This window comes from Streptomyces sp. NPDC006463, assembly GCF_042870715.1.
Classification (GTDB): Bacteria; Actinomycetota; Actinomycetes; order Streptomycetales; family Streptomycetaceae; genus Streptomyces.
Map to the genome: position 1 here is coordinate 155,472 of NZ_JBIAHP010000012.1, position 21,945 is coordinate 177,416.

Here is a 21,945-nt window from a genome sequence, read left to right on the forward strand (position 1 = left end):
CGAAGCGCCCGGGGCGCGGGGCCGAGCCCGACTCTCAGCCTCGCGGCTCTGCCGCCCCAGCCGAGGCGCCCGGGACGCGGGACGCGGGGCGAAGCCCCGGCTCTCAGCCTCGCGGCCCTGCCACCCCCAGCCGAAGAGCCCGGGGCGCGGGGCGAAGCCCCAGCCTCACGGCCCTGCCGCCAGCTGAAGCCCCGGCTTTTAAGCCTCGCGGCCCTGCCGCCCTCGGGCGAAGCCCCGGCTCTCAATCTCGCGGCCCTGCCGCCCCAGCCGAAGCACCCCGGGCGCGGGACGCGGGGCGAAGCCCCGGCTTTCAGCCTCGTGGCCCTGCCACCCCCGGCCGAAGCGCGCGGGACGCGGGGCGAAGCCCCGGCTCTCAGCCTCACGGCCCTGCCACCCTCGGCCCAAGCCCCGGCTCTCAGCCTCGCGGCCCTGCCGCCCCCGCCGAAGCGCGCGGGGCGCGGGGCCGAGCCCCGGCTTTCAGGCTTGCCTGCGCTCGAAGCCACCTCAGCCTCGCCGGCGTTTGAGGCGCGGGGGTCCGGGGGCTGGTCCCCGGCAGCGGTGCGGCAGACGCTACGACGGCGGCTTGCGGCGGGCCAGGACGCGGGCTCCCGCCACCGGCGGAGCCAAGGGCTGAGCAGCCTGCGGCTCGGCCGGCTTCGCGGGGATCAGGACCGGACTCATGTCCAGGCTGAGCCCTGGCACGACGGTCACCGGCCGGTGCGGCCTCGCCGGGACCGGAGCCAGCACCGGAGCTGCGGCCGGATCAGCGGCCGGGGCTGCGGCCGGGGCTGCGGCCCGGGCTTCGGCCGGGGCTTCGGCCGGGGCTTCGGCCGGGGCCGAGATGTCCGGGACCAGCGTGCCCGCCGCACGCCGCAGCGCCGCCCACCGAACCTCCCGCACACCGCTGTCGTGCCACCCGTCCTCCCCGGAAACCGGAAGCCCGGTCCTGACCGGCCGCGTCCGCCAGGCTTGCACCCCCACCGCCACCGGCACGGCCAGCGCCAGCGTCCACGCGCAGGCCGCCGCCCCCACCGCCCACCACACGGGCCCGAAGTCCGCCAGCGCCCGCGACCCCAGCGGCCCCGCCGAGGCCGCCGCCAGCCCGGCCATGACCAGCCCGCAGACCAACGCGCCCAGCGCCGCCGTGAGCGCGGTCTCCCCGTACGAGACCTCGCGCGCCCGGCGTACCGCGAACCAGCCCACCGCCAGCCCGGCCACCACCGGCACCCCGACGACCGCCCAGGTCAGCAGCGACCCGGGCCCCTCGGGCGGCAGCGCCGCCAGCAGCGGGAACCGGGGCAGCGCGGGCGAGCCCGTGAACCCGAGCGGCGTGGCGGTCACGCCGGTGCCGAGCGCGAAGCCGGGCCCGAGCGCATAGGCCGCACCCCACACCATGGCGTTCGGGATCAGCGCCAGCGCCAGCAGCAGCACTGCGAAGCGGCCCGACCACACCCCGGTCAGCCCCAGGAAGGTCCCCTGGACCTCCGCGCCGTGCCACGCGAGCGAGCCTCCGACGAGCAGCACCCCACCGCCCAGCAGTACGAGGGCCCCGCCCGCCCCGGCCCGGAGCGCCAGCGCGTACCGGGGGCGCGCGAATGCCCTCCGTACGCCCGTCGGAACCCAGGACGGCAACGCCCCGCCCGGCCGCCCCCGCACCGCCAACACCCCACTGGCGGCGGCGATCACGGCGACCACCGGGACGTGCCAGGCGGCACTCAGCGGGTCGGCCGGCATGGGCCCACCCGCCGCGTACACCGTGGCGAGCGCGCCGACGGCCAGATAGCCGCACAGCACGGCCGAGAGGACGGCGCCGGCCGGCAGCACCTCCTCCCCCTCCTCCTCGGATACGCTCCCCAGCCGCGCGGCCCGCCGCATGAGCAGCACGGGCAGCACGACGAGCAGCAGGGGGGTCAGGCCGACGGGCGCGGGCACGCCGGAGAGCGTCTCGTACCGCACCAGTTCCGTCCCGTGGGCGAGCAGCCACAGCCCGGCGGCGAGGTGCAGGGCCCCGCCGGGGCCGCTGTCGGGATAGGGGGAGCTGATCCACAGCACGATGACGAGCACGGCGAGGAAGCCGAGCCCGAGTCCGGCCGCCACGGCGCCGCCCACCACGCATGCGGCCGCCGCCGGGGAGCGGCGCCGCCGGACGGTTCCCGGAGCCGCGGACAACGGGGTCCCGTGTTCGGTCACTTGGGTCACCCCGCCATGGTGCCAACGACACGCGCTATGGGCGGGTAACAGGCGAATGCCCGTGGTGTCGCCCAATATACGTTTATGTACTTTTTTGCCCAGGGCGGTCGGGTCGCGGGGAGCGTGGCATGACACAAAGCGTCGAGACGGGCTCGGGGCTTGGCCTGCCCTCCCCGAAGGAACGCCGCAGACTGCGCGAAACGGCGGGCCTGACGCACGAGCAGGTCGCGGCGGCCGTCGGCGTCACCGTGACCACGGTGCGCTCCTGGGAGGCGGGTCGCACGGATCCGCGCGGGCGCAAGCGCGAGGCGTACGCGGCGTTCCTGGCCGGCCTCGCAAAGCCGCCGGAGGACGCTCCCGAAGCCGAGGGCCCGACATCGGCCGACCCGGACCCGCCGTCGCCCGCGGCGGCCGAGGCCGACCCTGCCATGACGCCGACCGGGGCAGTAGGGGCCACCGCCGAGGCGGGGCAAGAACTCGTCGAAGAACGCCCGTCCGGCGCAGCCGACGCGAGCGACGTCAGCGCCGTTCCCGACCGGGACGAGACCAGCGGAACCCCCGAGGCACCCGCGGTCCCGGTCCCCGAGGCGCCCACAGCCCCCGAGGCACCCGGGAGCCCCGTCCTCGCCGGAGCCGAAGGGGCTTTCGACGCCCTCTACGCCCGGGCCGCCTCCGGCCTCATCCACCAGGCCTACCTGCTCACCGGCCGCCGGGCCCGGGCCCAGGAGGCCGTGGAGCGGGCGTTCCGCCGGGCTTGGCGGCAGTGGCCGGAAGTGACCACCGATCCGGACCCGGTGGGCTGGGTGCGGATCGCCGCGTACGAGTACGCCCTCTCCCCCTGGCACCAGATGCGCCCGGTCAACCGGCGTCCCGACAAGCCCCCCGCCGAGCCCGCCGACCGGATCCTCCTCGATGCCCTGCTCGCGCTCCCCACCGCCCACCGCCGTACCGTCCTGCTCTACGACGGCGTCGGCCTGGACCTCCCCGACACCGCCGCCGAGACGGAGGCCAGCACGCCCACCGCCGGCGGCCGCCTGCTCCACGCGCACGCCGACCTCGCCGACCGGGTCCCCGAACTGGCCGGGGTGCCGCCCGAGAAGCACTCCGCGGTGCTGCACGACCGGCTCGGCGCGCTGACACCGGCGGTACCGCTGCAAGCGCGCCCCGCGGCCGCCGTACGGGGCCGCGCGGAGCGGCGTACCCGGCGGTGGACCCGCGCCGCCGTCGGCCTGACCTCGGTCATCGCCGTCGCGACCGCCTATACCGCGGTGACGGCGCCCACCCACTACCAGCCGCCGATCGCACCCGGCTCGAACGTCTCGGGCGTACCCCCGCTCAGTGGTCCCCAGCAGCTCACCGAGCACGGCAGGCAGCTCCACGACAAGCTGCGCGCGGATCCGGCCGCCGGTCCCGCCCGCCTCGCCCCGCGGATCGAATGAGAAAAGGGGCGTGGCCCGCACCCGGGAAGGGTGCGGGCCACGCCCGTACACGCGTACTGCTACTGCTTACTGAGCGGCGTTCAGGATCTCGCGCGCCAGCTTCGCGGTCTCGGTCGGCGTCTTGCCGACCTTGACGCCGGCGGCCTCGAGGGCCTCCTTCTTGGCCTGCGCGGTGCCGGAGGAGCCGGAGACGATGGCGCCGGCGTGGCCCATGGTCTTGCCCTCGGGGGCGGTGAAGCCCGCGACGTAGCCGACGACCGGCTTGGTGACGTTCTTCGCGATGAAGTCCGCCGCACGCTCCTCGGCGTCGCCGCCGATCTCGCCGATCATGACGATGAGCTCGGTCTCCGGGTCGGCCTCGAAGGCCTCCAGGGCGTCGATGTGCGTGGTGCCGATGACCGGGTCGCCACCGATGCCGACGGCGGAGGTGAAGCCGATGTCACGGAGCTCGTACATCATCTGGTAGGTCAGCGTGCCGGACTTGGACACGAGACCGATCTTGCCGGGCTTGGTGATGTCGCCCGGGATGATGCCGGCGTTGGACTGGCCGGGGGTGATCAGACCCGGGCAGTTCGGGCCGATGATCCGGGTCTTGTTGCCCTTGGCGGTGGCGTACGCCCAGAAGGCGGCGGAGTCGTGCACCGCGATGCCCTCGGTGATGACGACGGCCAGCGGGATCTCGGCGTCGATGGCCTCGACGACCGCGGCCTTGGCGAAGGCCGGCGGGACGAAGAGGACGGAGACGTTGGCGCCCGTCTTCTCCATCGCCTCGGCGACCGAGCCGAAGACCGGGACCTCGGTGCCGTCGAAGTCGACGGTCGTGCCGGCCTTGCGCGGGTTCACGCCGCCGACGATGTTGGTGCCGTCAGCCAGCATCAGCTTGGTGTGCTTCATGCCCGTGGCACCGGTCATGCCCTGGACGATGACCTTGCTGTCCTTGTTGAGGAAGATAGCCATGTGAGTCTGTGACCTCTGCCCTTACTTCGCAGCCGCGAGCTCGGCGGCCTTGTCGGCCGCGCCGTCCATGGTGTCCACACGCTGCACCAGCGGGTGGTTGGCGTCCGAGAGGATCTTGCGACCCAGCTCGGCGTTGTTGCCGTCGAGACGGACGACGAGGGGCTTGGTGACCTCTTCGCCCTTGTCCTTCAGCAGCTGAAGCGCCTGGACGATGCCGTTGGCGACCTCGTCACACGCGGTGATGCCACCGAAGACGTTGACGAAGACGGACTTGACGTCCGGGTCGCCGAGGATGATCTCGAGACCGTTGGCCATGACGGCGGCGGAGGCGCCACCGCCGATGTCCAGGAAGTTGGCGGGCTTGACGCCGCCGTGGTTCTCGCCGGCGTACGCGACGACGTCGAGGGTGCTCATGACGAGACCCGCGCCGTTGCCAATGATGCCGACCTCACCGTCGAGCTTCACGTAGTTGAGGTTCTTCGCCTTGGCGGCGGCCTCGAGCGGGTTCGCGGCCGCGTGGTCCACGAACTCCTCGTGGCCCGGCTGGCGGAACTCGGCGTTCTCGTCGAGCGAGACCTTGCCGTCGAGCGCGATGACGTCGCCGGAGGCGACCTTCGCGAGCGGGTTGACCTCGACGAGGAGCGCGTCCTCGGCGATGAAGGTCGCCCACAGGGTCACCAGGACCTCGGCCACCTTCTCGGCGACCTCGGCCGGGAACTGCGCCAGGGCGACGATCTCGCGGGCCTTCTCGATGGTCACGCCCTCGTTGGCGTTCACCGGGACCTTGGCGAGCTTCTCGGGGGTCTCCTCCGCGACCTGCTCGATGTCCATGCCGCCCGCGACCGAGGCCATGGCCAGGAAGGTGCGGTTGGTGCGGTCGAGGAGGTACGAGACGTAGTACTCCTCCAGGATCTCCGGAGCGGTCTCGGCGATCATCACCTTGTGGACCGTGTGGCCCTTGATGTCCATGCCGAGAATGTCCGTCGCCCGGGCGACAGCCTCGTCCGGAGTGGCGGCCAGCTTCACGCCACCGGCCTTGCCGCGGCCGCCGACCTTCACCTGCGCCTTGACGACCGACTTGCCGCCCAGCCGCTCGGTGGCCTCGCGAGCCGCCTCAGGCGTGTCGATGACTTCACCGGCCAGCACCGGTACACCGTGCTTGGCGAAGAGGTCCCTCGCCTGGTACTCGAACAGGTCCACGCGCGTCCGTCCCTTGTCTTTTTAAAGATTCGCAGTGATTCGCGGTTGTCTGCTATCTGCGTGGGCGTGCCGCGGAGGGCAACGTGACGGCGCTGTCACAAGGAAGGCGCACACGGTGACCGTGGACGCGGCATGTCCGTCCCGCAGGTTATCCCCGTGGGACGTAGGTCCCTAAATCGCAGATCACACCTGAGCGGTGATACCTGTCACAGAACACCTCACGGTTGAGCTGGAGATTCGTGTGATCTGCCGATTCCCCGTGGTCCGCGCGCGGCCGGTCACGGCACCGGCAGGGGCCGCTTCTCCAGGGCCGCGGCCATCACCTCCGGGAACAGGTCGGGGGTGCAGGCGAAGGCCGGCGCGCCCAGCGCCGCGAGGGCCGCGGCGTGCTCGTGATCGTAGGCCGGGGCGCCCTCGTCGGACAGGGCCAGAAGGGTCACGAACTCGACGCCCGCGGCCTTCATCGCGGCGACCCGCCCCCGCATCTCGTTGCGTATGCCGCCCTCGTAGAGATCGCTGATCAGGACGACGACGGTGTCGGCAGGACGGGTGATCTTCGACTGGCAGTAGGCGAGGGCGCGGTTGATGTCGGTGCCGCCGCCGAGCTGGGTGCCGAACAGGACGTCGACCGGATCGTCGAGCTGGTCCGTGAGGTCGACGACGGAGGTGTCGAAGACGACGAGGCGGGTGGCGATCGAGCGCATGGAGGCGAGGACGGCGCCGAAGACGGAGGCGTAGACGACGGACGCCGCCATCGAACCCGACTGGTCGATACAGAGGATCACCTCCTTCTTCACCGACTGGGCCGCCCGGCCGTAGCCGATCAGCCTTTCGGGGACGACGGTGCGGTACTCGGGCAGGTAGTTCTTGAGGTTGGCCCGGATCGTGCGGTTCCAGTCGATGTCGTGGTGGCGGGGGCGGCTGGTCCGGGCGGAGCGGTCCAGTGCCCCGGTGAGGGTGGCCCGGGTGCGGGTCGCGAGGCGCTGCTCCAGCTGTTCGACCACCTTGCGGACCACGGCCCGCGCCGTCTCCTTCGTCGTGTCGGGCATCGCCTTGTTCAGGGAGAGCAGGGTGCCGACCAGGTGCACGTCGGGCTCGACCGCCTCCAGCATCTCCGGCTCCAGCAGCAGGGCGGACAGGCCGAGCCGCTCGATCGCGTCGCGCTGCATGACCTGGACCACCGAGCTGGGGAAGTACGTACGGATGTCCCCGAGCCAGCGGGCCACGTTGGGCGCGGATCCGCCGAGCCCGGCCGACCGTGCCCCCGACGTCTTGCGGGAGCCGCCCGCGCCGCGCGCGCCGCCTCCGTCGTACAGCGCACCGAGCGCGGCGTCCATGGACGCGTCCCGCCCGCTCAGCGCACACCCGGTCCCGTCGCCCTCTCCGCCACCGAGCACCATCCGCCACCGCCGCAGCCGCTCGTCTCCGGCGGTGCCTGCGGCGGCCGCCTCGGTCACCGTCGCGTTCTCCGTGCCGGTCATCTGTCCGTCCCCCCTCGACTCGTCGTGTGCCGGCGGCCACCGCCACCGGTCCCTCTCCCCCCTCGGGCCGCCGCCGGCCCCCGCTACGCCGCCGGGAGGCGGCCCGGCGGCGACAGCAGGAGCAGGACCAGGTCCAAGACCGCGTCCGCGCGGGCCGGGTCCAGGTCCGGCGCGAAGCCCTCGGGGGCCGAACCGGCACGCGGCCGCGTGGCCGGGCCGCCGGGGCCGCGGCGGACCAGCTCGCCCAGGGTCCGCTTCACTCCCGGCTCGTACGCCCCGAACGTCCGCCGCAGCAGCGGCAGTACGTCGGTGAACGCGCGCTCCGGCACCCCCGTCAGCCAGGCGTCGATCAGGCCCAGCAGCCGGTCGTCGTGGACCAGCAGGGTGCCGCCGCCCGAACTCCCGCCGGCGAAGCCCTCTATCCAGCCCGCCGCGTCGGCCGGGGAGGCCGCCGGGGACAGCGCGAGCCCCATCAGCCGGGCCGTCTCCCCGGCCGGGAGCCGTCCGTCGTCGAGCAGCAGCCGGGCCGCGCGGCCGCGGATCAGGCCCGGCACGGTCTCCCGGCCCGCCAGCGTCCGCAGCACCGCGGACCATCTCTCGCGCAGCCCCTCGTCCGCGTCCGCCAGCAGCCCGACCGCCCCGTGCACCCCGTCCACATGGCCCCGCAGCTCCGCCGCCGCGTCGGCGTCCAGCCCGGCGGTGCAGGCCGGCGGCAGCGCCACGCATATCCGTTCCGCGAGCCCGGCCGCCACCGTGCCGAGGGCGGCCGCGTCGGTGCCCCGGACGTCCCCGTACCGCAGCGAACGGGCCAGCGCGGGCAGGGCCTTGGCCAGGCGCGCCACATCGGTGTCCAGCGCCGCCCGGTCGGCGAGCGCCCGCAGCACGGCGGGCAGGGCCTGTGACAGCCCGGCCAGCAGGCACCGCTCGGCCAGTGCCGTGACCTCGCCCAGCTCCTCGGCGGCCGCGGCATCCGCCTCCGCCTTTGCGGTGGCCGCCGCGGGGACGGTGGTTCCCCAGATCCCGGCCTCGGCCACCCGCACCGACAGCTCCGGCTCCCAGCGCAGGCGCCAGGTCTCCCGGAAGGTGCCGGTCGCGCCCCGGGAGGCGGTGGGTATGCCCCAGTCGATGCCGAGCAGCCGCAGCCGGTGCAGCAGCAGGGACTTCGCCGCGTCGGCCTCCTTGCGCAGATCGAGCTCCAGCTCGCGGTCCTGCGCCTCGGGCTTGAGCCGCAGGGAGCGCTGGCGCCGCGTGAGATCGCGCTGCAGCGGTACGACGGGCGCCGTGTCCGGGACCTCGCCGAGCGCGTCCCCGACGACCAGGCGGTCCTCGATCAGCGCGAGCGGTATGTCGGAGCCGTCGCACATCACCGCCCGGACCGCTTCCAGGGTCTCCGACAGGCCCGGCAGCGGCCTCCCCCGCATCGCGGCCAGGGTCCGGGCCAGCCGGACCGCTTCGATGACGTGGGCGGAGGAGACCTGCCGGTCCTCTTCCCGGAGCAGCCCGGCGACCTTGGTCAGCCACCGCTCCACGGGCCGGTCCCGGGCGGCGAAGAGGTGCGCGTACCACCCGGGCGAGGTGATGCCCGCCCCGTACCCTCCCGCCCGGGCCAGCCTGCGGTGGGTCCAGGGCACCCAGGTGGTCTCCACCTTGACCTTGGGCAGGCCGGTGAGCAGCGCCTTGTCGGCGGCCGCGGTGGTCTTCGCGCGCAGCGCCGGGACGTGCCAGGCTCCGCACACCACGGCGTACGTGTCGCCGAACTCCCGGCGGGCGGCCCGCATCCGCTGCCGCATGTACGCCTCGCGCACGAGGTCGCGCCCGTGACCGCCGTCTCCGGATCCCTCGCGCAGGGCTCCCATGGCCTCCCCGAGCGCCTCGAACGGGACGAGGGGGTCCTGTACGGCCCCGGAGTCCCGGTGCTCGACCACGTCCTCCCACCAGCGCTCGGGGTCGTCGTACCCGGCGGCACCGGCCAGCGCCGCGAGAGGGTCCGGCCCGGCGCAGTCCGGCTCCTCGCCCTCGTCCCGCGCGGCCAGCGAGTGCGCGGCGGGGAGGTCCATGAACCGGACGGGTACGCCGGCCTCCTGGGCCCAGCGGATCGCGACCCACTCCGGGGAGAACTCGGCGAGCGGCCAGAACGCCGCCCGGCCGGGATCGTCCGCGGCGTGCGCGAGCAGCGCCACGGGCGGCCGCATCCCGGGATCGGCGGCCAAGGCGAGCAGCGCGTCCCCCTCGGGCGGCCCCTCGACGAGCACGGCGGGCGGCCGGGCCGCGTCGAGGGCGGCGCGCACGGCGCGGGCCGAACCGGGCCCGTGGTGCCGTACGCCCAGCAGCAGTGGGCTCATACCGTCACCTCCCGGCAGGCTCGGTAGAAGTCCTTCCAGCCGTCGCGCTCGCGCACCACGGTCTCCAGGTACTCCTGCCAGACGACCTTGTCGGCGGCCGGGTCCCGGACCACGGCGCCGAGGATCCCGGCGGCCACGTCGCAGGGGCGCAGCACGCCGTCCCCGAAGTGGGCGGCCAGGGCCAGGCCGCCGGTGACGACGGAGATGGCCTCGGCGGTGGACAGGGTGCCGCTGGGCGACTTCACCTTCGTCCGGCCGTCGTCGGTGACTCCGTCGCGCAGCTCGCGGAAGACGGTGACGACGCGGCGGATCTCCTCCAGGCCCTCGGGCACGGCCGGCAGGTCGAGGGAGCGGCCCATCTGGTCGACGCGGCGGGCGACGATGTCGACCTCGGCGTCGGCGGTGGCGGGCAGCGGCAGGACGACGGTGTTGAAGCGCCGGCGCAGCGCGCTGGAGAGCTCGTTGACCCCGCGGTCGCGGTCGTTGGCGGTGGCGATGAGGTTGAAGCCGCGCACGGCCTGCACCTCTTCGCCGAGTTCCGGTATCGGCAGGGTCTTCTCGGACAGGACGGTGATGAGGGTGTCCTGGACGTCGGCGGGGATGCGGGTGAGCTCCTCGACGCGGGCGGTCATGCCTTCGGCCATGGCCCGCATGACGGGGCTGGGGACGAGGGCCTCGCGGCTGGGACCGTGGGCGAGGAGCCGGGCGTAGTTCCAGCCGTAGCGGATGGCCTCCTCCGGGGTTCCGGCCGTGCCCTGGACGAGGAGGGTGGAGTCTGCGCTGACGGCGGCGGCGAGGTGCTCGGACACCCAGGTCTTGGCCGTGCCGGGGACACCGAGGAGGAGCAGGGCGCGGTCGGTGGCCAGGGTGGTGACGGCCACTTCGACGATGCGGCGCGGCCCGACGTACTTGGGCGTGATGACCGTGCCGTCGGCGAGCGTGCCGCCTTGCAGGTACGTGGCCACGGCCCAGGGGGAGAGCTTCCAACGGGCCGGGCGGGGCCGGTCGTCGGCGGCGGCGAGGGCTTTCAGTTCGTGTGCGAAGGCGTCTTCGGCGTGCGGTCGCAGCGCCTCGTCGGGCTTGGTGTCCTCGGGCATGGTCATGGTCCCCCTCCGATGCTCGGCAGCCGCTCCCGACTGCTGGATCCAAGGTGCACCACGGCACTGACAACGAGCCTTGTTCGAGGCGTTGTTGCAGGTCAGAGTGATTGTCAGTGGCGGTCCGTACGGTGGTTCACATGACTGAGCAGCAGGTCCGCTGGACGGCGGAACAGGTACTGGCTCTGGCTCCTGACGATGCCTCACGCAAGGCGGGAGGCAGGCTCCGCGGGGCGGGTCCGTGGTCGCAGATCGGAGGTTCCGCTTCCGGTTCGTTGTGGGGGTTGTGCAAGGGCAGCGGCAGCACGCCGTACCGGACGGTCGTGGATCTGGCGGGGCCGGCGTACAAGTGCTCCTGCCCGAGCCGCAAGTTCCCGTGCAAGCACGCGCTGGGGCTGCTGCTGCTCTGGTCGGCGGAGGGGGTGGGTGAGCCGGGCGAGGCGCCGGACTGGGCCGCGCAGTGGCTGGCGGACCGGGCGGCGAAGGCCGCGCGCCCGGCCGCCGCGGCGGGCAGGCCGGCGGACGAGGAGGGGGCCCGTCGGCGGGCCGAGCGGCGGGCGGCGCGGATAGGAGCGGGCGTCGGCGAGCTGGAGCAGCGGCTGGCCGACCTGCTGCGCGGCGGCCTCGCCGGCCAGGAGCAGTCGGGGTACGCGGGGTGGGAGGAGACGGCCGCCCGGATGGTCGACGCCCAGGCGCCCGGACTGGCCGCGCGGGTCCGGGAGTTGGGGACGATACCCAGTTGCGGCTCCGGCTGGCCCGCCCGGATGCTTGAGGAGGCGGCGCTGCTGCACCTGCTGGACCGGGCCTGGCTGGGGGTGGCCGCGTTGCCGGAACAGCTGGCGGCGACCGTGCGCAGCCGGGTGGGACTGCCGGCCTCCGGGGAGGGGGAGGCCGTACGGGACCGATGGCTGGTGCTCGCCCAGTACGACTCGGTGTCGCCGGACGGCCGGCTCACCACCCGCCGCATATGGCTGCGCGGGCTGGGGAGCGGGCGGCCCGCCCTGGTGCTCGACTTCGGACCGCCCGGGCGGCCGCCGGGGCTGGCGCTGCCGGTGGGGCTGGTGCTGGAGGCGGATGTCCGCTTCCGGCCCGGATCGGCGGGGCTGCGGGCGGATCTCGGGGAGAGACGGCCGGCGGCCGTGCCGTGCACGGAGGTTCCGGCCGGGGTGAGCACGGGGGCCGCCCTGGAGGCCTACGGGGCCGCGCTGCGGGAGGACCCGTGGCTGGAGTCCTGGCCGGTGGTCCTGGGCCCGGTGATCCCGATACCGGGAGAGCTGGGCTGGCAGCTGGCGGACGCGGAGGGCACCTCCGCCCTGCCGGTGCCCCTCACCGGGGCCGGGAGCCGCTCCCGACCGGGCCTGTGGCAACTGGCCGCGCTGTCGGGCGGGGGGCCGGTCACGGTGTTCGGGGAGTGCGGCCATCGCGGCTTCACCCCCCTGACGGCCTGGCAGCCGGGCTCACCCGAGCCGGTGCCGCTCGCCTGAACGAGGGGCGGAAACACACAGGAGAACGCTGGGGGCCTGGGGGCCCGTGTGCCGCGGGGGCGGCGGGGAGGGGAACGGGGAGGACGCGGCGGCGCGGGAGCGTCGGCGTGACGAGACGAGAAGCCGGGGGGCTTTGCCGTGAACGACAACCACGCCAGCTGAACGAATTCAACGGTGGCATCGACAGCTCCGGTCCCGCGGAGGGGGCGGGACCGGAGCGCAGTGCTCGCACAGGGCAGAGGGAGGGGTTCGATGGTCAAGGGCGACGAGGAGTACGGGGACTGGGACGAGCTGGTCGCCGCCGCGCTGCTGGGCACCGACCGGCGCCGGGGCGGGGGCCCGGCCGGCTCGCCGGAGGCCTTGCTGGACGCGGCGGCCGTGCACACCGTGCGGCGCCGGGCGGGGCTGCGACCGGCCGAGGCGGGCCCGCGCCCGCAGCCCGCACCCCGGGACCCGCGGCCGGCGCCACCGGCGGCGGCCCGGCAGCGGCTCGCGCAACTGCTGGCCGGCCGGACCGCCGCGGCGAGCGGCGGTCGGCGCGGCGCGGCCCCGGATCTGACGGAGCTGCTGCCCCAGTGGCTGGCCGCGGCCGGCCGGCACGGTTACCGCTCACCGGCCGCGCTCGTGCCCGCGCTGCTGGACGCGGCCCGGGCCCGTACGGATCTGAGGGCACCGGCGCTGGCGCTGGCCGGGGCGCGGGGAATGTGGCTGGCGCGGCTGAATCCGGACTGGCGGTTCGCCCTGCGCGGCGGAGCCGGAGGGGCCGGGGAGCTGCCGGACGTGACGGACGGGGCAGCGGTGGAACGGCTGTGGCAGGAGGGGCTGTTCGCGGAGCGGGTGGCGCTGTTGGGTGCCGTACGGGCCCACGAGGCGGCGGCCGCGCCGAGGCTGCTGGCGACGACCTGGGCCACCGAGCGGGCCGAGGACCGGCTGATGTTCCTCGATTCGCTGCGGGCGGGGCTGTCGGCGCAGGACGAGCCGTTCCTGGAGGCGGCCCTGGGCGACCGCAGCCGCAACGTCCGCGCGACGGCCGCCGAGCTGCTGTCGGCGCTGCCGGGCTCGGCGCTGGCCGGGCGGATGGCGGAGCGCGCCCTGGCCTGCGTGGGCCCCGAGGGGGTGACCCCGCCGGCCGAGTGCGATGCGGGAATGCTGCGGGACGGGGTGGTCAAGCGGCCCCCCGCCGGGCGCGGGGAACGGGCCTGGTGGCTCGGCCAGTTGGTGGAGGCGGCCCCGCTGTCCTGCTGGCGGGAGCGGTTCGGCGGGCTCGGCCCGGCGGAGATCGTGGCGCTGCCGGTGGCCGGGGGCGAGGAGTGGCGGGAGGAACTGCACGCGGCCTGGTGCCGGGCGGCGGTGCGCCAGCGCGACGCACGGTGGTCGCGGGCCCTGCTCGGCGCGGCGTCCGCGCCGCCCGCGGCGGGGCCGGGGACGGCCTCACTGGCGGAGCGGGCGAAGCTGCTGGAGACCCTGTCCGACGGGGAACGGGCGGACTGGGTCGCGGAGTTCATACGGGCCCACGGGCTGTCGGAGGCGTTCCAGCTGCTCGGGGTGTGCGTGGTGCCGTGGGCCGGGGCGCTGGGGCGGGCCGTGGTCGACGCGCTGGACTCGGCCCGGGAAGCCGGCAGCTACCCGTGGAGCTTCAGCGGGGTGATGGGGCTGGCGGAGCGCTGCCTCGACCCTGCGGAGGCGGGGCGGCTGGAGGTACTGACCGCGGCGGCCTCGGCGCGGGCGGACGCGGCGTCCGGCGCCGCCGCGTACTGGGCGGAGGCCTTTCAGCGACTGGTGGCCACACTTCGCCTGCGCGAGGCGATGCTGGCGGAGCTGGCCCCGGCCTGACCCCGCCCGGGGGCGGGGGTCAGACGGTGGCGCGGCTGAAATCGCCCTGCGGGCAGATCGGGCCCGCGCCGAACGGACACGGGCCGGCTACTGCCGGACGTTGGTGCGGACCCAGTCGACGATGGAGGTTGTGGTCGCGCCCGGGGTGAAGATCTCGGCCACGCCCTTCTCCTTCAGGGGGGCGATGTCGTCCTCCGGGATGATGCCGCCGCCGAAGACCTTGATGTCCTCCGCGTCGCGCTCCTTGAGGAGTTCCAGCACGCGCACGAAGAGCGTGTTGTGGGCGCCGGAGAGGATCGAGAGGCCGATGGCGTCGGCGTCCTCCTGGATGGCGGTGTCCACGATCTGCTCGGGGGTCTGGTGGAGGCCGGTGTAGATGACCTCCATGCCCGCGTCACGCAGCGCCCGCGCGATCACCTTCGCGCCGCGGTCGTGGCCGTCGAGACCCGGCTTGGCCACCACCACACGGATCGGACCGGTCACACCCATCGCACTGCCTCCCGAGTGAACGAACGTTAAGTACAGCATCGCGCACGCCGCCGTTTCACGGTCAACCAGGAGGGGGAAATCACACGTGGGACGGCATTGCGCCACCGTGCCGACAGCCGCACGGCACGGTGGCGCGACCGGCCGCAGTCCCAGCAGGCTCAGGGGAGGCCGTCGATGGGGCTGTCCATACCCGTGTCCATTCCCGCATCCGGCGCCGCGCTGCGGGCCGGAGCACTCGAGGTGGTCGTGCTCGGCGGGCACCTCCTCCTGTATCCCACCGGAGTGTGCCAGGAGAAGGTCGGCGCCGGACCACCGGCGACACGCTCGTCCGCGACGCGCCCGCCCGCTCTCCTCCTCCACGGGTTCTCCGACAACCGTTCCGTCTTCGTCCTGCTGCGCCGCGCCCTCGGGGCGGGGGGCCGGCGGCACGTGGAGGCGTACAACTATTCGCCCTTCACCCGCGACCTGCGCGTGACCGCCCGCCATCTGGCCCGGCGCGTCGAGGAGCTGTGCGCGCGCACCGGACAGGAGCAGGTGGACCTGGTCGGCCACAGCCTGGGCGGACTGGTCGCCCGGTACTACGTCCAGCGCCTCGGCGGAGACGCCCGCGTCCGGACGCTCGTCACGCTCGGCACCCCGCATTCCGGCACGCTGGTCGCCCCCTTCATGGACGCGCACCCGCTGGTCCGGCAGATGCGCCCGGACTCCGAAGTGCTCGCCGAACTGGCCGCGCCCGCGCCCGGCTGCGCGACCCGATGCGTGGCCTTCTGGAGCGAGTTCGATGCGCTGATGACTCCGGTCGGTACGGCCCGGATCGAGCATCCGGATCTGCGCGTGGAGAACGTGCAGGTCACCGGCATCGGGCATCTCGCCCTGCCCGCGCATCCCACCGTGATCGCGGCGGTCCTGCGCGCCCTCGACGGGCCCGCGACGGCCGCGGCGGAGGGCTCGGAAGCCACGTCCGTCGCATAGACGCACAACGACGAAGAGTCGAACGAATTTCGAACTCAAGGCCAAGGGTGCGTCTTTGTGCGACCGAAAGACGGCCGAATGCCCGGTTCCCGGGATATGGAAGCCCTCGGAAGATTGTCGTTGCCAGTAACCGCCGGGTACAGTCACGCCACTGCTCTCCTCCGGTGAACCGCGAGTTCCCCGGCCACCCAGGCCCCCCAATGCCGAGGCGAAAGAGAAGTTGGTGAACGACCGCCCCTCGCCGGGCCAGTACCCGGATCCCGGGTATGACGGCCTTGCCACCACCACTTTCGCTGGTGACTCAACCTACGTTTCCTACGAAACGCAGGGTCAGGGGGTCAACTACGCGGCATACGGCTCCTATGAGACCGGCGCGTACGACACCACCGCGTGGACCTCGCAGGACCCCTACCTGTCCTCGATCCCGGCCCAGGGTGTCCCTGCGGACGGCACCGGTCAGTGGGATACGAACGCCTGGAGTGCGCCGAGCGCCCCGAGCGCTGACTACTCCGGTTACACGGAGTACCAGCAGCCACAGGCCCCCTTCGGCTACGACACCTCCGCCGAGCAGACCGGCCACTGGGCGATGCCGGGCTACGGCACCCTCACCGGCACCGAGACGGGGGCGTACGACGCCACCGCCTGGAACTCCGTCCCGGAGACGCAGACCCAGCCGCAGCACGAGACCGGCTACACGTACGGGTACGAGTACCAGCAGCCCGCGCAGCCGGAGCAGGAGTACGCGCAGCAGGAGTACACGTACGAGGCGCCCTACAGCGAGACCGCGGTCTTCGAGCCCGTCACCGACGAAGCGCTCGAAACACCCGGGGCACCCGAAGCCTCCGAAGCGGACGAAGCCCCCGAGGTGTACGAAACGCCCGAGGCGCACGAGGTGCCCGAGGTGCACGACCTCCCCACCCAGGCCGTACCGGTGACCACCGTGCCGCGCGCCGCGCGCCGGACCACCGCGAAGGGCGATGCCAAGGCGAGCGGCAAGGCCGGCGCCAAGGCCGGCAGCAGCCGTCGTCGCACCCCGGCGAAGCGTTCCGCCTTGTTGACCGTGGCCGTCCCTTCCGCCTGTGTGATGGGCGTCGCCGGCGTCGCCGCCGCCTCCGTCGGCGGGCTCACCGGCACGGACAAGCCCAGCGAGGACACCACCACGATGGCCGCGCCCGACCCGGCCTCCGTCAAGCCCGTCGCGGCGAACACCAAGCTCGACACCCAGCTGGCGGCGCTCAGCGCCGACGCGGGCGACTTCGCGGACCGCGCGAGCCGTACGCAGGAGCGCATCGACCTGCGCCAGCGCCAGGACGACGAGAAGAAGAAGAAGGCGGAGGAGGCCGCGGCCAAGGAGGCGGCCCGCCCCAAGTTCGCGATCCCCGTCGGGCAGCACGGCCTCAGCGCCAGCTTCGGCCAGGCAGGCGGCATGTGGATGTCCGTGCACACGGGCATCGACTTCCCGGTCTCCTACGGCACCCCGGTCATGGCCGCCACCGACGGCACCGTGCGCACGCAGTGGAACAGCGCCTACGGGAACATGGCCATAGTGACCTCGCCCGACGGCACCGAGACCTGGTACTGCCACCTCAGCAGCACCAAGATCCGGTCCGGCAAGGTGAAGGCCGGCGACGTCATCGCCTACTCGGGCAACTCCGGCAACTCCACCGGCCCGCACCTCCACTTCGAGGTACGTCCCGGCGGCGGGTCCGCGATCGACCCCCTGCCGTGGCTCCGCAGCCACGGCCTGGACCCGACGTAACCCGACAGCCCCCGACGAATCGCCAACCCCTGGGCACCAACCCCCAGGGCCCCCGGCCCCGAGGGGGGTTCAGAGCTTCTGCACCGGCGCGTAGCGCAGCAGCAGCCGCTTCGGCTTGTCGTCCCCGAAGTCGATGGTGGCCTGCGCGTCCGCGCCCGCTCCCTTGACCTCCATGACGGTCCCGAGCCCGAACTGGTCGTGCGTGACCCGGTCCCCGACGGCCAGGGCGACGACCGGCTTGTCGGCGGCCCGGCGCGTCGCGAACCCGGACGGGCCCGACTTCGTACGCGACGAGGACAGGAACGACTCCGGCGAGGTGCCGAACGAGGCCTTGCCGCCGCCGAAGCCCGAACCCGAGCCCGAAGACCCGTAGCCCGAACTCCGCATCGGCCCGGCCGGCTTCTGGGAGGCGCCCGTGCGCTTCCACTGCAGGTACTCGGCCGGGATCTCCTCCAGGAACCGCGACGGCGGGTTGTACGAGGGGGTCCCCCACGCACTGCGCATCGAGGAGCGGGTCAGGTACAGCCGTTCGCGGGCACGCGTGATGCCGACGTACGCGAGGCGGCGCTCCTCCTCCAGCTCCTTGGTCTGGCCCAGCGACCGCATGTGCGGGAAGACCCCGTCCTCCATGCCGGTCAGGAAGACCACGGGGAACTCCAGGCCCTTGGCGGTGTGCAGGGTCATGAGCGTGATGACGCCGCTGCCGTCGGTGTCCTCGTCCGGGATCTGGTCGGAGTCGGCGACGAGCGCGACCTGTTCCAGGAACTCGGCGAGCGTGCCCGGGCCGGGGGCCGGGGCGCCGGCCTCGGCCGCCTCGGTGGCCGCCGCCTCGCGCGCCTGCTCGAACTCCAGCGCCACCGCCGCCAGTTCCTGGAGGTTCTCGATCCGCGTCTCGTCCTGCGGGTCGGTCGACGCCTGGAGCTCGGCGAGGTAGCCCGTGCGCTCCAGCACCGCCTCCAGCACCACCGCGGGGCCGGCGCCGGAGTCCGCGATCGTACGGAGCTCCTCCATCAGCACGTTGAACCGCTTCACCGCGTTGGTCGAGCGTGCGGCCATGCCGAAGGCCTCGTCCACGCGCCGCAGCGCCTGCGGGAAGGTGATCTTCTCGCGCATCGCGAGGGCGTCGATCATCGCCTCGGCGCGCTCGCCGATGCCGCGCTTGGGCACGTTCAGGATGCGGCGCAGCGGGACGTTGTCCTCCGGGTTCGCGAGGACGCGCAGGTACGCGAGGACGTCGCGGACCTCCTTGCGCTCGTAGAAGCGGACGCCACCGACGACCTTGTAGGGCAGCCCGACCCGGATGAAGATCTCCTCGAACACGCGCGACTGCGCGTTGGTCCGGTAGAAGATCGCGACGTCCCCGGCCTTGGCGTTACCGGCGTCCGTCAGCCGGTCGATCTCGTCGGCGATGAACTGCGCTTCGTCGTGCTCGGTGTCCGCGACGTAGCCGGTGATCACGGCGCCGCTGCCGGCCTGGGTCCACAGGTTCTTGGCGCGGCGGTTCTCGTTGCGCTCGATGACCGCGTTGGCCGCGGAGAGGATCGTCTGCGTGGAGCGGTAGTTCTGCTCCAGCAGGATCGTCGTCGCGTCCTTGTAGTCCTCCTCGAACTGGAGGATGTTGCGGATGGTCGCGCCGCGGAAGGCGTAGATCGACTGGTCGGCGTCACCCACCACGCACAGCTCGGCGGGCGGCAGGTCCGGGTAGCCGGTGCCGACCAGCTCGCGCACGAGCGTGTACTGGGCGTGGTTGGTGTCCTGGTACTCGTCCACCAGGACGTGCCGGAAGCGGCGCCGGTAGTGCTCGGCGACGTCCGGGAAGGCCTGGAGCAGGTGGACGGTGGTCATGATGATGTCGTCGAAGTCGAGCGCGTTGGCCTCGCGCAGCCGCCCCTGGTACATCGCGTACGCCTGGGCGAGGGTCTTCTCGAAGCCGTCCACGGCCTGGTCGGCGAAGGCTTCCTCGTCGATCAGCTCGTTCTTCAGGTTGGAGATCTTGGCGTTGAAGGCCTTGGGCGGGAACTTCTTCGGGTCCAGGTCCAGGTCGCGGCAGACGAGCGCCATCAGGCGCTTCGAGTCGGCGGCGTCGTAGATCGAGAAGGACGAGGTGAAACCGAGGCGCTTCGACTCGCGGCGCAGGATCCGTACGCACGCGCTGTGGAACGTGGACACCCACATGGCGTTGGCGCGCGGGCCGACCAGGCCCTCGACGCGCTCCTTCATCTCACCGGCGGCCTTGTTGGTGAAGGTGATCGCCAGGATCTGGCCGGGGTGGACGTTGCGCGCGGCCAGCAGGTGGCCGATGCGGTGGGTCAGCACCCGGGTCTTGCCGGAGCCGGCGCCGGCCACGATGAGCAGCGGGGAGCCGGCGTGCACCACGGCCGCGGCCTGCTGCTCGTTCAGCCCGTCCAGGAGCGCCGCCGGGTCGATGACGGGCCTGGGGGCGCCGTCCCGGTAGTACGCATCCCCGGTCATGGGCACGTCGAACCGACCCCCGAAGAGATCGTCCGCGCCCGCTTCCGGGGCGGCGTGGTCCTCGGGCGGCGGCGGGACCTCGTCGGAGGGGGTGAGGTCCGCCAGGAAACTGTCGTCAAAGAGGCTGCTCATCGCATTCCGAGTCTAGGGGGCGGGACCGACAGCCGGTTCCGGGCCGGGAAAATCGCCTACGGCGAGCGCCAGCAGACCCGGGAAGCGCTGCTCCAGGTCCGCTCGGCGCAGGGTCAGGAAGAGCTTGCGGCCCTCGGGCCGCTGGCAGATCACGCCGGCCTCGCGCAGCGTGCGCAGGTGATGGGTGACGGTGGAGCGGGGGAGGCCTTCGGCCACCGCACCGCAGTAGACCTCGGACTCGGAGCCGGCGAGGGTCCGGACGATCTCCAGCCGTACGGGATGGCCGAGGGCCGCCAGGACCTCGACCAGGGCGATCCGGACGGCGTCGGGGTGGTGGAGCGCTTCGGCGGCCATGCGGCAACTGTACGCAAAACCCGAACGGAGGCCGACCAACCGTACGAAGATCTCGTACGGTCTCGTACCGTACGAGATTCCGACGCTCGACGTTCCGACGCGAGGACTCCGCCGGGCCTGCCGCCCACCTCTCAGCCGACCCCCCGGCCCGCCCGAAGGCCGCCCACAACCGCCCCGTACGCTCGACGCATGACCGTCCTGATCAATGTCTTCGTCGGCCTGCACATCATCGGAATAGCCTCGCTCCTCGGCGGCTTCCTGACCCAGATGAAGGCGATGGGCGCGGGCACCGCCCGCTTCGTGCCCGCCATGCTGCACGGCGCGCTGACCATGCTGGTCACCGGCGTGCTCCTGGTCGGCTTCAACGAGATGGACGGCTCCGCCGTCAACAACATCAAGATCGGCGCGAAGCTCGCGATCCTCTTCGTGGTCCTCGCCCTCGTCTACGTCAAGCGTGACGAGGAGCGGGTGGAGAAGGCACTGTTCGGCGCGGTCGGCGGACTGACCGTGGTCAATATCTTCATCGCCACCCTCTGGCACTGATCGGCTTCGGTCCCGTGCGGCCATCCCCGGTCGCATCAGGCCACTTGCGGTCACCCGTCACCCGGCCGTTACCTCCGCGTCTAGCGTCCTCCTCCAAGCACCGACGGAGGAAGGACGTGAGGCCCTCGTGGCCAGTCATCGAAAGCCCAGGCAGCGCCCGCTTTCCGGCGGCACCGTACGGACCGCCGCCACCACCCTCGCCCTCGCGGGCGCTGCCACCGCCACCGCCTTCGAAGGCACCTCCCAGGCCGACCCGCAGCCCACCGCCGCGCAGGTCGAGTCGGAGGTGGACCGGCTCTACGAGGAGGCGGAGGCGGCGACCGAGCGGTACAACGGGGCGAAGCAGAAGGCCGACGAGGCCGAGCAGGCGCTGACGAGACTGCGCGACGAGACCGCCCGCAAGACCGATCAGCTCAACGCCGCCCGCGGCACACTCGGTTCCCTCGCGGCCGGCCAGTACCGCAGCGGCGGGACCCTGGGTACCGCGGTGAAACTCGCGACGGCCAGGGACCCGCAGGAGTACCTCTCCCAGGCCTCCCTCATCACCCGCGCCGGGGACCGCAATGCCGCCGGGATCAGCACCGTGCGCCGCAAGCTCGACGAGGTCGGCAAACTGCGGGAGCAGGCCGCCGGTCGGCTCGCCGAGCTGCGCACGCAGCGGGACGAACTCGCCCGGCGCAAGGCCAAGATCGAGGGCAAGCTCGCCACCGCCAAGCAGCTGCTGGCCAAGCTCACCGCCGAGCAGCGGGCCGCGTACGAGGCCCGTACGGCCGGCGCCGCCCCCGTCGCCGGACCGCAGTCCGCGCAGTCCCCGGTGTCGGCCCCTGCTCCTGCTCCTGCCTCGGGAGAATCGCGCGCGGCCCGCGCCGTGGCCTTCGCACACGGGGCGATCGGCAAGCCGTACGTGTGGGGGGCGACGGGGCCGGGATCCTTCGACTGCTCGGGCCTGACCCAGGCGGCCTGGCGCTCGGCCGGGGTTTCCCTCCCCCGCACCACCTATACCCAGATCAATGCCGGACAGCGCGTCTCCCGCGACCAGCTGGCCCCCGGCGACCTGGTGTTCTTCTACTCCGGAGTCACGCACGTCGGCATGTACATCGGCAACGGTCAGATGATCCACGCCCCGCGGCCCGGTTCCACGGTCCGGGTGGCTCCGATCGACTCGATGCCGTGGGCAGGCGCCTCCCGACCCGCGTAGCGC

16 protein-coding genes are annotated in these 21,945 nt (G+C 73.3%); 7 read left to right on the forward strand and 9 right to left on the reverse strand.

Annotation, left to right across the window (positions count from 1 at the left end; genetic code table 11):
- Positions 1 to 570: 570 nt before the first annotated feature.
- Positions 571 to 2,199 (reverse strand): DUF6350 family protein, encoded by a 1,629-nt coding sequence (locus ACFYOB_RS23020; RefSeq protein ID WP_388562253.1) that lies wholly within the window; start codon positions 2,197 to 2,199, stop codon positions 571 to 573.
- A 119-nt stretch (positions 2,200 to 2,318) separates the two neighbouring features.
- Here ACFYOB_RS23020 and ACFYOB_RS23025 point away from each other — a divergent pair, with 119 nt between their 5' ends.
- Positions 2,319 to 3,629: a helix-turn-helix domain-containing protein gene (locus tag ACFYOB_RS23025; RefSeq protein WP_388562255.1), complete on the forward strand. Its 1,311-nt coding sequence runs from the start codon at positions 2,319 to 2,321 to the stop codon at positions 3,627 to 3,629.
- Between the two features lie 66 nt (positions 3,630 to 3,695).
- Here the strand turns inward: ACFYOB_RS23025 and sucD are convergent, their stop codons facing one another.
- The 5 genes from sucD to ACFYOB_RS23050 form a co-directional block, all read right to left on the reverse strand.
- Positions 3,696 to 4,586 (reverse strand): succinate--CoA ligase subunit alpha, encoded by an 891-nt coding sequence (gene sucD, locus ACFYOB_RS23030; RefSeq protein WP_030710487.1) that lies wholly within the window; start codon positions 4,584 to 4,586, stop codon positions 3,696 to 3,698.
- A 21-nt stretch (positions 4,587 to 4,607) separates the two neighbouring features.
- Positions 4,608 to 5,786: an ADP-forming succinate--CoA ligase subunit beta gene (gene sucC, locus ACFYOB_RS23035; protein WP_030864234.1), complete on the reverse strand. Its 1,179-nt coding sequence runs from the start codon at positions 5,784 to 5,786 to the stop codon at positions 4,608 to 4,610.
- Between the two features lie 278 nt (positions 5,787 to 6,064).
- On the reverse strand, positions 6,065 to 7,267 hold the full coding sequence (locus ACFYOB_RS23040) for a VWA domain-containing protein (RefSeq protein ID WP_388562258.1): 1,203 nt from the start codon (positions 7,265 to 7,267) through the stop codon (positions 6,065 to 6,067).
- Between the two features lie 83 nt (positions 7,268 to 7,350).
- Positions 7,351 to 9,609: a DUF5682 family protein gene (locus tag ACFYOB_RS23045; protein ID WP_388562260.1), complete on the reverse strand. Its 2,259-nt coding sequence runs from the start codon at positions 9,607 to 9,609 to the stop codon at positions 7,351 to 7,353.
- Complete coding sequence (locus ACFYOB_RS23050) at positions 9,606 to 10,712, reverse strand: AAA family ATPase (RefSeq protein ID WP_388562262.1); 1,107 nt, start codon at positions 10,710 to 10,712, stop codon at positions 9,606 to 9,608. The genes ACFYOB_RS23045 and ACFYOB_RS23050 overlap by 4 nt, the downstream gene beginning before the upstream one ends.
- A gap of 134 nt (positions 10,713 to 10,846) precedes the next feature.
- On the opposite strand from ACFYOB_RS23050, the gene ACFYOB_RS23055 reads away from it, so the two are divergent.
- Positions 10,847 to 12,190, forward strand: coding sequence for an SWIM zinc finger family protein (locus ACFYOB_RS23055; RefSeq protein ID WP_388562264.1), 1,344 nt, complete (start codon positions 10,847 to 10,849; stop codon positions 12,188 to 12,190).
- Between the two features lie 252 nt (positions 12,191 to 12,442).
- The gene (locus ACFYOB_RS23060; RefSeq protein ID WP_388562266.1) at positions 12,443 to 14,023 is read left to right on the forward strand and encodes a DUF5691 domain-containing protein; all 1,581 of its coding nucleotides are present in this window, start codon (positions 12,443 to 12,445) and stop codon (positions 14,021 to 14,023) included.
- 87 nt (positions 14,024 to 14,110) lie between these two features.
- Here the strand turns inward: ACFYOB_RS23060 and ACFYOB_RS23065 are convergent, their stop codons facing one another.
- Positions 14,111 to 14,512: a cobalamin B12-binding domain-containing protein gene (locus tag ACFYOB_RS23065; protein WP_388562268.1), complete on the reverse strand. Its 402-nt coding sequence runs from the start codon at positions 14,510 to 14,512 to the stop codon at positions 14,111 to 14,113.
- 174 nt (positions 14,513 to 14,686) lie between these two features.
- Between ACFYOB_RS23065 and ACFYOB_RS23070 the strand changes: the two genes are divergently transcribed.
- Both ACFYOB_RS23070 and ACFYOB_RS23075 read left to right on the forward strand, forming a co-directional pair.
- The gene (locus ACFYOB_RS23070) at positions 14,687 to 15,484 is read left to right on the forward strand and encodes an esterase/lipase family protein (RefSeq protein WP_388562270.1); all 798 of its coding nucleotides are present in this window, start codon (positions 14,687 to 14,689) and stop codon (positions 15,482 to 15,484) included.
- Between the two features lie 220 nt (positions 15,485 to 15,704).
- Positions 15,705 to 17,243: a peptidoglycan DD-metalloendopeptidase family protein gene (locus ACFYOB_RS23075; RefSeq protein ID WP_388562272.1), complete on the forward strand. Its 1,539-nt coding sequence runs from the start codon at positions 15,705 to 15,707 to the stop codon at positions 17,241 to 17,243.
- A gap of 69 nt (positions 17,244 to 17,312) precedes the next feature.
- On the opposite strand, the gene pcrA is transcribed toward ACFYOB_RS23075, so the two are convergent.
- Together pcrA and ACFYOB_RS23085 are read right to left on the reverse strand one after the other, a co-directional pair.
- Positions 17,313 to 19,847 carry a DNA helicase PcrA gene (pcrA, locus tag ACFYOB_RS23080; RefSeq protein WP_388562274.1) on the reverse strand — a complete coding sequence of 845 codons (2,535 nt, stop codon included), beginning with the start codon at positions 19,845 to 19,847 and terminating at the stop codon, positions 17,313 to 17,315.
- A 12-nt stretch (positions 19,848 to 19,859) separates the two neighbouring features.
- On the reverse strand, positions 19,860 to 20,201 hold the full coding sequence (locus tag ACFYOB_RS23085; protein WP_388562276.1) for an ArsR/SmtB family transcription factor: 342 nt from the start codon (positions 20,199 to 20,201) through the stop codon (positions 19,860 to 19,862).
- 189 nt (positions 20,202 to 20,390) lie between these two features.
- Between ACFYOB_RS23085 and ACFYOB_RS23090 the strand changes: the two genes are divergently transcribed.
- Together ACFYOB_RS23090 and ACFYOB_RS23095 are read left to right on the forward strand one after the other, a co-directional pair.
- Positions 20,391 to 20,744 carry a hypothetical protein gene (locus ACFYOB_RS23090; RefSeq protein WP_388562278.1) on the forward strand — a complete coding sequence of 118 codons (354 nt, stop codon included), beginning with the start codon at positions 20,391 to 20,393 and terminating at the stop codon, positions 20,742 to 20,744.
- 127 nt (positions 20,745 to 20,871) lie between these two features.
- Positions 20,872 to 21,942 (forward strand): NlpC/P60 family protein, encoded by a 1,071-nt coding sequence (locus ACFYOB_RS23095; RefSeq protein ID WP_388562280.1) that lies wholly within the window; start codon positions 20,872 to 20,874, stop codon positions 21,940 to 21,942.
- The last annotated feature ends 3 nt before the right edge of the window (positions 21,943 to 21,945 follow it).